The following is a 13,260-nucleotide window of genomic DNA, read 5'->3' as shown; positions in this document are numbered from 1 at the left end:
AATGCCCCCTCATGATTAACTACTGCTGAGATTGCTGGTTATCGGGTTGAGACGTCGGAGCTTGAGAGCCGTTTTGCGTTGTTGCTTCTTGCTTTCCGCTTTCTTCCTGATCTGCAGGTTGCCCACTTTGTTGCGGGGCTTCAAAGACGGAAGGATCGACTATCTCGATATTAGCGCTATCGATCAATCCCTGTAGATATGCCTGTCGCTGTGCCTGAACCTTCTGTTGGCTTAACGCCAATTTGATATTGTCCTTTACTTCTTCAAAAGGAATCTTTTCCTGATTCTGATATTTTTTAACCAAATATATTGCCACGTGATCAGAATCCAGTTGAATGGGCTGACTTATCTGTCCGACTTTCAGATCTTTCAGGGGAGCCAGTTCCTTCTGTGCTTCAATCGTTGTCATTGGCACCAACAAAGGATTGTCATAGGGAGTGCTATGTACTATCTTGTCGGCATAGCGCTTCATGACATCATCCCAAGGCTGCTTTGCAGCCAAGGCATCTCTTGCTTCCTGTGCAACACTACCCTCAGAGAAGACAACGTAATTAACCCAAAGCCCCTCCGGCCTGACAAAGTAGGTATCCCCATTATCCGCATAGAACTTCTTTACATCTTCATCTGTTACAGTTTCATCCACTTTCACGGCAACCTGAAGCAATTTCTGTTGAGCGAGTTGCCTCTTGAGTTCCTTCTTCAAATCCTCTTCCTTGATGTTGTAGGATTTTAGGTAATCCTGATAGGCTTCCTTTGTTGGAAACTGGGCTATTATCCGGTCCATAGCTGTCTTTATTTCGTCATCCGTGACTTCTATCTTATTTTTCTTGACTTCCTTATCCAACTCCATATCCAGGACCATCTGATCCAAAACATGCTTCCTTAACACATAATACTGCTCTTGAGGCAAATTGCTTATCCCCATTTGATCCATAAGCTGCTTAACCCCGGCATCGATCTGTGAAAGCGTAATTTTAGTGCCGTTGGCCTTTGCCACCACATGATCCTTTCCAGCCGACTGGGTTCCCCTCCTCGTATAGATACCGTATCCGGCAAAGATAGAAATCACAAATGCCACAGCCACGGCAATCATGATCCCTTTTGTCCTGGTACGAAGTGCTTTTAAAATCATTACTACCTTCCCCTTTCTTCCCTTCTGATTCGCAAACCATGATACGCCAAAGTCAATTTAGGCTCAATAGATTATAGTATATGCCAGCGATTATTGTAACAAAATAAGTACATTTCCGTATATAATATATTCATCGAACGAAGAGGTGGTAACCTTTGAGCATTTTAACGAGAGGTAGCGAATTAGCCCTAAACGCCATACCTTTATTTGTAAAGCTTCGTCGCTTAAGCATGCGAAGCTACAAGACCATCCCAGAAGAAGAAGTAGAAGACCTCAAGGCAAGGTTTGAGCGCCTGGGGCCTTCCTTTATAAAGCTTGGCCAAATGTTGAGCTGTCATTACGACGTATTGCCTCCAATTATCGCGGAGGCCTTGTCGCACTTATTGGACGAATTGCCTCCATCCCCCACCAATAAGGTTTTAAACTTGGTTAAAGATGAGCTGGGAGGATCCATGGAAGAGGTCGCCTACTGGGATCCCCAACCCATCGGAGCCGCAAGCCTGGCTCAGGTGCACAAGTGCAACTTGAAAAACGGTCCGGTCGCTGCCATGAAGATTTTAAGGCCCGGCGTGGAACAGGTAATCGACGAGGACATCAGGATAATGCGCTTTCTGATAAAAAGGCTCCCCGACACCCAAAGTTTTCCCATAGACTTAAAGGATATGGTAGATGAGTTCTCGACAAACATCATCAAGGAGTTGGACCTGCTTAGGGAGCTTGCCTGCATGAGAAAATATGGAGAGGGACTCCCCGTCGAATGGGAGGTCAAGGTTCCAAAGGGATATCCCTCATTATGCACTAAAAATATTTTGACCATGACCTTTCACAGCGGACAAAGGCTGGACAGGGCGGTACCTGCCTTGTCCAGGTTCAGGCGTCGTTTCCTGGCCCTATCGCTAACTAAAACTTACCTGTACAAATTCCTGAAGGACGGCATGGTCCATTCCGACCCACACTTCGGCAACATACTCATAGACGACGATGGACATCTCGTACTGCTAGATTATGGCGCAACCTGCTTTTTGTCCGAAAAGATAAGGCATAAATCGATGCTATTGTTTTGGGGGCTTTTGCGCAGAGATATAAGCTTGGTTTACAGCAGCCTGGCATCGCTTGGGGTGATCCAGGGGCACGTCGATCCCATGGCCATAGAAAATGAGATATACGACTTCCTTGAGGACTACCTGCACAGGCCCTTGGGCCAGCTTTCCCTGCCTGACATGTTGAAGGATATGGTCTCTCAAAGCCAGATCTGGGGTATAAAGATCCCCAAGCCGCTTCTCTATCAGGTCAAGGCTTTGTCTATGCTGGAGGGAACACTGCATACGCTTGACCCGAATATAGGTTTCGAAGAGCTGTTGGACGAAAGCTTCCAAGAGGTTACGTCTATATTGCATCTTAAACCCCTGCTCATGATGGAGCTTGGCAAAGAAAAAATTAAACAGGCCTTCTTCGACATATCCATGACGGTATCCGTAGGAGCAGGCAAAAAGACGGAAGAAAAATCCGGTAGCATCTCCCGTCTTTCCATGGCGTTCATGTTTCTACTTTTCGGAGCGGGTTTTTGGATCTTGCCGCAAGGGGCACATTTCTATTGGTTTGCCCTATGGATGCTGATGTGTGCATTTATCGTAAGATGACGGTTACACTTCTGCCAAGGAACGCCCGCTTTTCAGGTTGACTTCCAAGGGCACTGAAAGCCTTATGACGTGCTCCATGCTTCTTTTAAGCAGATCAGAAACCGCCCCTTCGTCTTTCTCGTGACACTCGCATATCAGCGAATCGTGGATTTGCAGCACCAATGCAGCGTCGATATGCTCTTTTTGTAAGGCCTCGTCAAAACGTATCATGGCCATCTTTGCTATATCCGCTGCACTGCTTTGAATTGGCGTGTTTATGGCAACCCTTTTTAGTGCAGCAGTACTGTTTCCCTCTACGGTTGTCACCTCGTTCAATGGCCTTCTCCTGCCAAAGATTGAAAGGCTATAACCTCTATTTTTGGCTTCCTCGTAACTTTTCTCTATGTACTCCTTTACCCTTGGAAAACCAGAAAAATAGCGGTCTATTATTGCCTTGGCTTCGTCCCTGCTTATTCCAAGCCTCGAAGCCAAGCCGTAGGGTGTCATGCCGTAAAGCAGTCCGAAGTTTATCATCTTGGCCATCCTTCTAAGCTCACTTGTGACATCTTCCGGCTCAACTCCAAATACCCACGCCGCCGTCTCGGCATGAATATCCCTTCCTCTTTCAAAGGCCTCTCGGAGCTTCTCGTCACCCGATATATGGGCCAACACCCTAAGCTCTATCTGCGAATAATCTGCTCCAATGAAAATCCCGTCAGAATTGCTGGGGATAAAGGCCTCTTTCAGTTTTTTAGCCCAATCTCCATATGCAGGAAGGTTTTGCAAGTTTGGATCCCTGCTGCTTAAGCGACCCGTACCGGTGCTTGTATGTTCAAAGGTAGTGTGTACCTTGCCGGTCTTGGGATCTATGGCATCGATTAGCGGTTGAACAAAACCCGACAACATCTTGGAAAGCTCTCTATGGTCCAGTAATAATTTCGCAACCAGGGCCTCGGGCCTGTTTAAACGGCTTAGTTCCTCAAGTACCGTCACGTCAGTAGAATAACCTGTCTTGGTCCTCTTTATGACGGGCAACTTCAGATGATCGAAAAGGAGCCACCCGACCTGCTTCGGGGAATTCAGGTTAACCTTAGATCCGGCAGCCATATCGATGGATGCCTCGACGTCCTCAAGTGTCCTTTCAAGTTCGCCCTTAATCTCCCACAGGAGGTCCAAATTCAGTCGTATGCCGTGTACCTCCATCTTGGAGAGCACGACCGATAGGGGCATATCTATCTTATACATGAGTTCGTTAAGTTCCTGATCGAACTGTGATGTTAGCTTTTCGTATATATCAAAAAGCGATAGAGCTTCCCTATCAAGCCCCATCTCGCATTGTCGAAGTCTTTTTATCTCGCTTAATCCTTCCTTGGAGGTGGCATAATCCGGATGGAGAAGATAGTAAGCGATTTTTCCGTCCCATGCCTCATGGGGGGCACAGGGGGGACGCCTCAGGGCAGTGGTAAGCTCCTTGTAACCCCAAAGCAACACCTTTCGGCCTCTGATCTTTTCGATCAAAGCCTCAAGGCCTGCCGTCTCCGTCAGATCAACCACATTCAGCGAGTCGTCGCCTTCAGCTATGACGCATTCAGAAACCTTGTATCCTTGGGGGTAACGTCCCTCGCCGGCATAGGCCAAGGCAACAGCTTTGCCGCTGTATACATCTGGCCTTATGTCCTCGGTCTCGCTTAAAGTCCCTGAAACGCCCCTTCTTGCTTCTTCTTTTTTCGCCGTTAGCCCAAGCCTCTCGGGTATTTGTTTAAAACCCAGCTTGTTAAATATCTCGACCAAGGCCTCGTCATCGCGTCTACCGTTATGTTCTAATGTTTTAGGATCTATGTTTAGGGTATCGCGCAGACGGATAAGCTCCCTCCACTGAAACAGCTCTTCTTTTCTGTCCCTCAAAAGATGAGCTATCTTTTCGGGAAGCTCGTCCAGGTGCTCAAATAAATTCTCCAAGGTACCGTATTTTTGGATCAACGCTGACGCCCTTTTAGGTCCGATCCCAGGAACCCCCGGTATGTTATCGACCTTATCACCGATCAGGGCTAAGTAATCAGGGAAGGAAGAAGGCGGAAAGCCGAACTCGTCTTCAAAGGCCTTTTCGTCATACGTCTTAAACACCGAGACACCCTTTATCGGCCTTAATACTTTGACGTTTGTTCGTATCAGTTGAAGCATGTCCTTATCAGCCGTTAAGACGAGGATTTCTCCCTTTTCTTTCAAGCGATGGGCACATGAAGCTATGGCATCATCCGCCTCAACCCCCTCGATCTCAATAACGGGGTAGCCGAAACGCTTCATGAGTTCCTTGATTATGAAGATCTGAGACTTAAATTCCTCCGGTGCGGGGGGTCTATTTTCTTTATATTCCTTATATGCCTCGTGTCTAAAGGTTTCGCCCTTAGCATCGAAAAATACCACTACACGATCGGGAGCTTCGTCGTTTATTATCTTAAGAAGCATGTTTATAAAGCCAAGCACGGCATTGGTAGGAGTGCCATCTGGGGCATTAAGTTCGGGCAAGGCGTAGTAGGCCCTAAACGCCAAGGCATGTCCATCTACCAAAAGGATCCTTTCTCCGCTCAAAAGATGATGTCCTCCTTGTTGTTTTTGATACAATTGTAGTATATGTAATATTTTACGGCAAAGGTAATTCCTGTGGCGTTTCGGCATTTACTGACATATAGCATCAGACGTCTTCAGCATAGGAGGTATACGTCATGAATGAAGAGGTAAGGGTTCGTTTTGCTCCAAGCCCAACGGGAAACCTTCACATTGGAGGTGCTCACACTGCTCTTTTTAACTGGCTCTGGGCCAGGCACACGGGCGGCAAATTTGTGCTTCGCATAGAGGACTCGGACAGAGAACGTTCAACCAAGGAATTTGAGGAAAGCATATATTTGGGCTTAAGATGGCTGGGATTGCTTTGGGACGAAGGCCCTGAGGTTGGTGGCCCTCATGGACCTTATCGGCAATCAGAAAGGCTAGACATCTATCACAGCTATGCAGAAAAACTCTTAAACGATGGGCTTGCCTACAGAGAAGGAGAGGCCATCATTTTCAGGGTAATTCCCGGGGAAGTCGTATCCTTTGATGATATCGTCTATGGCCATATCGAGGTCAAAAGCGAGACCTTAAAGGACATCGTCCTCATAAAAAGCGACGGCATGCCCACATACAACTACGCCGTAGTCATCGACGATTTTACAATGTGGATCACTCACGTGATAAGGGGCGAGGATCATATAGCCAATACCCCAAAACAGATTTTGCTATACAAGGCCTTTGGCTGGGACGTTCCTCAGTTTGCCCATCTTCCCATGATACTGGGAAAGGACAAAAAGAAGCTCTCCAAGCGCCATGGAGCAACAAACGTCCTCGAATACAAGGACATGGGCTTTTTGCCGGAGGCATTGTTCAACTTCCTATCACTACTAGGTTGGTCGCCGGGAAATGACAGGGAGATATTTTCCATTCAGGAAGCGATCGAATGGTTCGACATAAAGGACGTAAACAAACGTGCTGCCGTTTTCGACATGGACAAATTACGCCACATTAACCAGGAACACATCAAGCTCATGGACCCGCAAAGCCGGCTTGAGGCAGTTAAACCTTTTTGGAAGGCCCTGGGTCTCCCCTTTGAGCAGCATGACCCTCAATACCTTGCAAAGGTCCTGGAAATAATGGAAGGAAGAGGGCAAACTTTAAGGGAGCTTGCAGAGTATACAGACTACTTCCTTACCTTCGAGCCCGTTAAGGCAAGGGTGGACAGGGAGTATGTCGAAACTTCAAAGGATATCCTTCGCCCTTTCTGCGAGGAGATGATAAAGCTTCCTCAATGGGATACCAAGACCTTGGAGGAATTTGCCAGAAGGTGGAGCGAGGAAAGACAAGTGCCGCTTAAAAAGATCGCGATGCCCTTAAGGATACTTTTGACCGGCACCAAAGTCAGCCCAGGCATATTTGAGGTAATAGAGCTGCTCGGTCCGGAGGAAACCAAAAAGAGACTTGCTTACTGGGAAATTTTATGATCTTCATAAACAATATGGGCCTCGATAAAGTCATCGAGGCCCATATTTAATCTTAGCCGTTATTTCCCGTCACAACCTGCTCTTTTCGATTGTAAGAGGCCAACAAGAACTCATCGCTCATGGACAAACACTGCACAGGACAAATCTCGGTACACTGGGCACAAAAACAGCATCTGTCCACATGCACTTTGATCTTCTTCTCCTCAGCAACGTAGGATATGGCATTTGCAGGACATACTCTGATGCACAACCTGCATCCTATGCATTTGTTTTTATCGTACGAAATCCTTCCCCTGAAGTTTTCGGGAGTAGGCAGAGGTGGATTGATCTCGAGCTCGCCGGATTCAGCTTTTTTTATCACAGTGGACAATCGATCCGGTATATGCGCAAGGGGAAACAGGTTAGTAAAGGGCTTCTTAAAAAGTTGCTTTAAGATGATGAACAACATTTTGTTTATCAAAGTTTATCCCTCCTAAAAGAGCACCACATCGAGCGTAACGAGTATCATGCCCGCCAATGCCAGTCCCCCCATTTGAAACCAGTAAAACTGTGAGGCCTGCCATATTTTAAATCTTCCGTACATCGTCCTAACTATCGTTATGGCCGCAATTTGAACAAGTAAGACCTTTACCCAAAACCATAAAAAGTCAACCACAACAAAGTATGCGCCGTGCAGGCCAAGGATTTTGCCCAACGAGAAGGGGAAAAACAAGGGAACCAGCAATGCCGACATCGCAAGGGATCTCAAGGCAAAGGTCAGCTTAAAAAGCGCTAAATTTCTCCCCGAATACTCGACCAAAAGACCTTCGAGGATCTCGGTCTTCGCCTCAGCGATATCCATGGGAACCTTGCCCACCTCTGCCGGAACCACGCCAAGCAACGCCAGAAGCAAAGAGAACAAGCCCATGCCGCCTATGAACCCGACGGTGTTCCAAACCGGCACGGTAACGAACGTCTCTAAGCTAAATGGCGCTCCAGGGACTCCCTTTTTATACATCACCCACGCTAAAGTAAGCGTCACTAGAGCTAAAGGAAGTTCATAGCTCATCATGAGGACCATCTCACGTTGAGAACCAACGTTCGCGTAAGGCGAACCGCTGGCGAATCCTCCAATGACCATCATCACTGCCGATGCCGCCAGCAGGTAAAGGATCAGGATGATGTCGCCGTTCCCGGCCATTATGGGCGGGATGGACCCAATGGGTATGTAAAGAAATATCAGTAACACCAATGCCATAGACATCCACGGAGATGCCTGAAATATAGCCCTTACCGCCCTCCTTGGGACTATCGATTCCTTACCAAGAAGCTTTATCACGTCATAAAATGGCTGCAGCAGGGGCGGACCAAAGCGTTTCTGCATCCTGGCGTGCAGGATCCTGTCGATCCCCTCATACAGAAGGGCAATGATTATGACGAGACAAAAGAGAGCAAAGCCGGATATGATTTTGGAAAAAAGCAGGTTCATCGACGCATCAGCCTCCTAGTCTTGTCGCGACACATCTTGATAAGCTCTTCTTTAGTTGCTACAGAAGAGGAACCTTTTTCGTCCACAACCAGCACTCTTTCCATGCAGGATATGCAGGGATCTATGCTATTTATGATCAAAGGCGCATCGGCTATTTCCTGGTTCTTAAACATTATCGGCCATGACATTGCGTTGGCGTAAGTTGGAGCCCTGACCTTCCACCATGTCACGTTTTCCTCGCCTTTTTTCAGCCTAATGACGTGGGTGTCATCGCCCCTTGGAGCCTCTATGGAGGACTGCCCCACCCCGTCTGCATCTTTCAATATGTTCAGCAGCTTTGCAGGCTTTGGCTCATGCATGATGGGCCCTTCCGGCAGGCCGTCCATGCACTTCTTTATTATCTCCAGGGACTGATAGACCTCCATTACCCTCACAAAAAATCTGTCAAAGATATCTCCGCGGGCCTTCCCGAAATAATCCTGAGGGACGATAGGCTCTACTTCGAGATCTGCGTAAGCCTCGTAAGGAGACGACCATCTAAGGTCGGTTCGAAGCCCACTTGCTCTGGCAGTGGGCCCTACCGCACAATACCTAACGGCATCTTCATAGGACAATACGCCTATATCTCTCATCCTAGCCTTTACGATAGGGTCTTCTGTAACGGCATTATAGAAGTACGAGAACTCGCGATTGTAGTAATCGAGCATTTCTTTTATGGCATCTGCTACTTTAGGTGTAATATCGCGTCGCACTCCCCCAACGGTGCCTACGCCATAGTTTACCCTGTTGCCCGTCATGGCCTCCAATACGTCCATGACTTTTTCCCTGAGGAGCATCCCAAGGTTAAAGGCCGAGTCATAACCAAAGGTATAGCATGCAACCCCAGCCCACAATATATGAGAATGGACACGCTCAAGCTCCAATAATATGGTCCGTATATATTTCGCCCTGGACGGCACGGGGATGCCCGCCGCATCCTCCACAGCTCTGACAAAGGAAATGATATGAGCAAACGAACAGATACCGCATATCCTTTCTGCCAGATATATGACCTGTATGGGATTCCTTTCCCTTGCCATATATTCTATTCCCCTATGTATTGCACCCGGCCTGATGCGCACGTCGACTATCCTCTCGCCGTCCACTTGCAACCAAGCGGTTATGGGCTCCTTTAAGCCGACGTGAACGGGGCCAATTGGAATGGTGTAGGTTTTATTTTCACCAAGAGCCATCATTCATCACCTTTTCAAGAAAGTTCCCTAATATGTTTAGGAGAAAGCCCCGAATCGTCCCGCCTCCAGGGATGGACTTTCTCGTCCCAGTTCTCCGGCAAAAACACCAACGACTGATTTGGCAAGCCATTGAAGGACACGCCAAGCATTTCGTGCATCTCACGCTCGCTATACTCTATACCAGGAATCTTGTCGTACAAAGAAGGCATGACTAAATCCTCTTTGGGCACCTCAACGGACAGAACTACGCCGATCCTCTTTCCTCGACCGGCCCCGGAAAACAGCGAAAAGTGATAGTTCAGCAACACAGCATTCCCAATGTCGTCCCCCGACATGACATGGAAGATGGGGAAATCGAATGAAAAAAGAAATTCGACTAGTTCTTCTAAATCGTCCTTTCGACAGGAAATCCAAACATCGTAAAACGAAACTTCGTCTTGCTTGCCTGCCACTCTGCCCCTTACCTCAACGTTATGGATTTTGTCACCGAACTTCTTCTCCAATGAGGATTTAAACTCCTCGGGCGATTTGGCAACCACGTTAAGCATCGCTTTATGCATTTGTGGCGCCTCCAGTCTTTAAAAGTTCCTCTCTTTTTTCCTCGAGCTTTAAGATGGCCTTTGCCACGCCATCTATGATGGCCTCAGGCCTTGGCGGACAACCATGGACGTATACGTCAACGGGAAGTATCTGATCGACAGGTCCGTCCAGGTTGTACGACTTATAGAATACATCGCCCGATGCACCGCAGTTGCCTACGACTATGACGACCTTCGGATTTGGCATCTGGGCATAAATCCTCCTGAGACGATCCGTCATGTACTTCGTCACAGGGCCAGTTACCAAAAGCGCATCGGCATGCCTGGGGGTGCCGACCAGCTTCATCCCGAAACGTTCTATGTCATACCTCGGTGTAAGAAGAGCTACTATCTCTATGTCGCAACCGTTGCAGGATCCGCTGTTGCAGTGAAACGCCCAAATCGATCTGGGCAGGATTCCTAGTTCCTTCTTTATATCCACCTTAAACATGTCTAGATCCTCCCTATAACAAAATTAATATCGAAATGACGGCTGCCGTAGCGATCAAAAGCCCCATGTAGTCCGAAAGAATTCCTGTGTGAACGCCCACGAGCAGGTTATAAAAGGAGGCGATGGCCTTAGTAAATCCCCAATAGGAAGAGCTGGCTGGAACGGCCAAATCTTGCCCATTTTGCGGAACAGGGTTGCCACCGTAAAATACCTCGTCCTGGTATGTGCCCTTCTCGTAGTCGCTTCTGCCCGTCGAGCGAATGTATAGAACTATTAATGCCCCAAGGGCAAAAAACATCATCCAGGCATATACGTTCCAAAACCCGAAACCCGTGTATACGGTCCCAATCGTCATTGTAAACCACTCCCCATCACTGCCTGAATGTAGCTGGCCTGATTGACCAAATCTCGCGCAGCAGGCTCAATCAAATTGGATAATACCCAATTAGGCATTAAGCTCAAAGTCAAGATCATCAGACACAAGACCGACATGCCTATGATCATGCTCAGTGGGACTTCCCTTACGTTCGTCATGTTCTCCCTGGATGGCCCCAAAAATCCCGACTGGAAGACCTTGACGAACGACGCGAGCGTCAGTATGGATGTCACCATAGCTACGACGGCCAAAAAGGGGTGTACGACGAAAGAAGATTCATATATCAAAAGCTTTGAGACAAAACCGTTGAAAGGCGGCAAACCGGCAATGGCAGCAGCTGCCACTGCAAACATGACAGTGGTGTATGGCATATTCCTAGAAAGGCCACCCAGTTTGTTCAAGTCCGTCGTTCCCGTAGCGTAAAAGAGGGAACCTGCTGTCAAAAACAACAATCCCTTATACATGGCATTGTTAATGATGTGAAAGATGCCACCTTTCATAGCCGTAAAGCCAAACTCGCTCATTGCTTGTGGACTTGACAGGGCAAGCAGGCCCAGGCCAATTCCCATGAGCATATAGCCGGTCTGCGAGATACAATGGTAAGCCATTAACCGTTTTGCTTCCTTTTGTATGACCGCCATGACGACGCCTATGAACATCGAAAGCAAGCCAAAGACCACTACGATCCATGCCAGGATTGATCCATGAAAGGCCTGCCCATATATCGAAAATGCAATCCTAAACATGCCGTAAAGGGAAGCCTGGCCAACCACGACCAAAAAACAAGGTATTCCTGCCGGTGCCTGGCCGTATGCATCCGGTTCCCACATGTGCAGCGGAACGGCTCCGCACTTCATGGCCATTGAGGTGATAAAGAGCACCAATGCCACCTTTTCGAGGAAACCAACCTGTATGTTCTTGGCAAGCGCTGCCATGTTAAGCGTTCCATATACCCCGTAAAGGATGCCTACTCCGATGAGAAACAGAAGGGCAACGAAGGTAGACAAAACTGTATACTTGAAGCTGGCTTCAATTGCCTCCGGCGTATCTCGCCAAAAAGCTATGAGGCCATAGGATGCCACAGAGGCTATCTCAAGAAATACGAAGAAGTTAAAAAGGTCTCCCGTAACTTCCAAGCCCAGCATCGCCGTAAGAAGCAGGAGAAACAGTGATACGAATTTGTTTCCGTCATGAACGCGGTCCAAAAACCTGATGGAAAACAAACCGCTGGCTAAAGCGCTTATAGAACCTGTCAAGACCATAAAGGCGCCAAAGGCGTCGACTTCCATGATGATACGTATAGGCAAAGACATGCCCGAAGGCAACGTAAAATTCCAACTCTGCCCCCCCATGACGTATATCAAAGTGCCATATATCCCAACTCGCCTCCACAAAAGAAAGGCCAATACAGTAGTTACAGCCAAAATGAAGGTGAACCAAAGGTTGCGCAATAGCGGTTTAGTCAACGCTATTGACACAAAAGCCCCCAGCAAGGGAATAGTCAAAATTAGGGCGGGAAGGTGTACTTGCCAGCTCATCCCCTTAGCCTCCTTATCTCGTAGACATCCAAAGTTTTATAGTGTTTATATAGAAGCATTATCAAGGACAACAGTAGAGCTGTGGTAGCCAACCCAATAACGATAGCCGTAAGCGTCAAAGCCTGTGGGGTGGGCAAGACCATTTTCTTGAACTCTCCAGCCAGGGTATATACCGGAATAGACCCTCCGGTCCTGTAGCCCAACACTATCAGGAAAAGATTCGTGGAAGATTCAACTACGCTCACTGCAATCGCTATTTTTATAATATTGCGTTTGAACATGATTCCGTAAAGTCCTATGACAAATAGAGCACCGACTACGATCATGGGCAAGTTGTCAATCATTTCTCTTTACCCCCTTGCGGCTTTCGATGACGTGGCGCATTCCCAAAAACATGAACACAATTATCGTGGACAACCCACCGACCACTTCAATGCCTACTGCCATGTTTGCAAAGGCGATCGTACCCGCGCTGTTCAGGACACCTGCATTTGGTCCAAGGGGTACAGGACTGCCAAATAGACCACCTTTCAGCGCCAAAAAATTGTACAAATATGTGGTGCGCAATCCCAAGAATCCGATCCCAATAAAGGCGATCAATCCAACGCACTCAAATACCGTTAAAATATCGCTCCTAAGCCATTCCATAAAACGCTTCCCGCCGTGGGCCACGAGCAAAAGAGCGACAAAGGTCGCAACAATGGCACCGCCCTGGAATCCTCCTCCCGGGGAAAGATGTCCGTGTATGATCACGTAGGCACCGAAGACAACCACAAACCAGGCAAATATATTGCATATAGTCCTTACAACTATCGACATAGGCTTCATGTCC

Annotated in this window: 13 protein-coding genes; 2 read left to right on the top strand and 11 right to left on the bottom strand. The window is 47.8% G+C overall.

What is annotated here, in order from left to right; all coding sequences use genetic code 11:
* Positions 1 to 19 precede the first annotated feature (19 nt).
* On the bottom strand, positions 20 to 1,132 hold the full coding sequence (locus BUQ78_RS08520) for a SurA N-terminal domain-containing protein (protein WP_074199915.1): 1,113 nt from the start codon (positions 1,130 to 1,132) through the stop codon (positions 20 to 22).
* A 155-nt stretch (positions 1,133 to 1,287) separates the two neighbouring features.
* On the opposite strand from BUQ78_RS08520, the gene BUQ78_RS08515 reads away from it, so the two are divergent.
* A complete protein-coding gene (locus BUQ78_RS08515; RefSeq protein WP_074199914.1) occupies positions 1,288 to 2,772 on the top strand; it encodes an ABC1 kinase family protein in 1,485 nt (494 codons plus the stop codon).
* Between the two features lie 3 nt (positions 2,773 to 2,775).
* Here the strand turns inward: BUQ78_RS08515 and polA are convergent, their stop codons facing one another.
* Positions 2,776 to 5,340, bottom strand: a complete 2,565-nt coding sequence (gene polA / locus BUQ78_RS08510) for a DNA polymerase I (protein WP_074199913.1) — start codon at positions 5,338 to 5,340, stop codon at positions 2,776 to 2,778.
* Positions 5,341 to 5,474: 134 nt separating this feature from the next.
* On the opposite strand from polA, the gene gltX reads away from it, so the two are divergent.
* Entirely contained in the window at positions 5,475 to 6,785 is a 1,311-nt protein-coding gene (gene gltX, locus BUQ78_RS08505) for a glutamate--tRNA ligase (protein WP_074199912.1), read from the top strand.
* Between the two features lie 52 nt (positions 6,786 to 6,837).
* Here gltX and BUQ78_RS08500 read toward each other — a convergent pair whose 3' ends face one another.
* From BUQ78_RS08500 to BUQ78_RS08460, 9 genes are read right to left on the bottom strand one after another with little or no spacing between them, the layout of a single operon-like run.
* A complete protein-coding gene (locus BUQ78_RS08500; protein ID WP_014807275.1) occupies positions 6,838 to 7,245 on the bottom strand; it encodes a 4Fe-4S binding protein in 408 nt (135 codons plus the stop codon).
* A gap of 12 nt (positions 7,246 to 7,257) precedes the next feature.
* Positions 7,258 to 8,253, bottom strand: coding sequence for a respiratory chain complex I subunit 1 family protein (locus tag BUQ78_RS08495; protein WP_074199911.1), 996 nt, complete (start codon positions 8,251 to 8,253; stop codon positions 7,258 to 7,260).
* Positions 8,250 to 9,485, bottom strand: a complete 1,236-nt coding sequence (locus BUQ78_RS08490) for a hydrogenase large subunit (RefSeq protein ID WP_074199910.1) — start codon at positions 9,483 to 9,485, stop codon at positions 8,250 to 8,252. The genes BUQ78_RS08495 and BUQ78_RS08490 overlap by 4 nt, the downstream gene beginning before the upstream one ends.
* 14 nt (positions 9,486 to 9,499) lie before the next feature.
* A complete protein-coding gene (locus BUQ78_RS08485; protein ID WP_074199909.1) occupies positions 9,500 to 10,045 on the bottom strand; it encodes an NADH-quinone oxidoreductase subunit C in 546 nt (181 codons plus the stop codon).
* Positions 10,038 to 10,514, bottom strand: a complete 477-nt coding sequence (locus BUQ78_RS08480) for an NADH-quinone oxidoreductase subunit B family protein (RefSeq protein WP_074199908.1) — start codon at positions 10,512 to 10,514, stop codon at positions 10,038 to 10,040. The genes BUQ78_RS08485 and BUQ78_RS08480 overlap by 8 nt, the downstream gene beginning before the upstream one ends.
* A gap of 13 nt (positions 10,515 to 10,527) precedes the next feature.
* Positions 10,528 to 10,869, bottom strand: coding sequence for a membrane-bound hydrogenase complex subunit MbhI (locus BUQ78_RS08475; RefSeq protein ID WP_074199907.1), 342 nt, complete (start codon positions 10,867 to 10,869; stop codon positions 10,528 to 10,530).
* Positions 10,866 to 12,428, bottom strand: coding sequence for a proton-conducting transporter transmembrane domain-containing protein (locus tag BUQ78_RS08470; RefSeq protein WP_074199906.1), 1,563 nt, complete (start codon positions 12,426 to 12,428; stop codon positions 10,866 to 10,868). Before BUQ78_RS08470 ends, BUQ78_RS08475 begins: the two co-directional genes overlap by 4 nt.
* Complete coding sequence (locus tag BUQ78_RS08465; protein WP_014807282.1) at positions 12,425 to 12,772, bottom strand: sodium:proton antiporter; 348 nt, start codon at positions 12,770 to 12,772, stop codon at positions 12,425 to 12,427. Before BUQ78_RS08465 ends, BUQ78_RS08470 begins: the two co-directional genes overlap by 4 nt.
* Complete coding sequence (locus BUQ78_RS08460; RefSeq protein WP_014807283.1) at positions 12,765 to 13,256, bottom strand: MnhB domain-containing protein; 492 nt, start codon at positions 13,254 to 13,256, stop codon at positions 12,765 to 12,767. Before BUQ78_RS08460 ends, BUQ78_RS08465 begins: the two co-directional genes overlap by 8 nt.
* Positions 13,257 to 13,260: the final 4 nt, after the last annotated feature.

Origin of the sequence: Acetomicrobium flavidum, from assembly GCF_900129645.1 — a bacterium.
GTDB lineage: Bacteria > Synergistota > Synergistia > Synergistales > Acetomicrobiaceae > Acetomicrobium > Acetomicrobium flavidum.
Note: the sequence above shows the minus strand (reverse complement) of the source record. Positions and strands in the feature narration are given on the sequence as shown.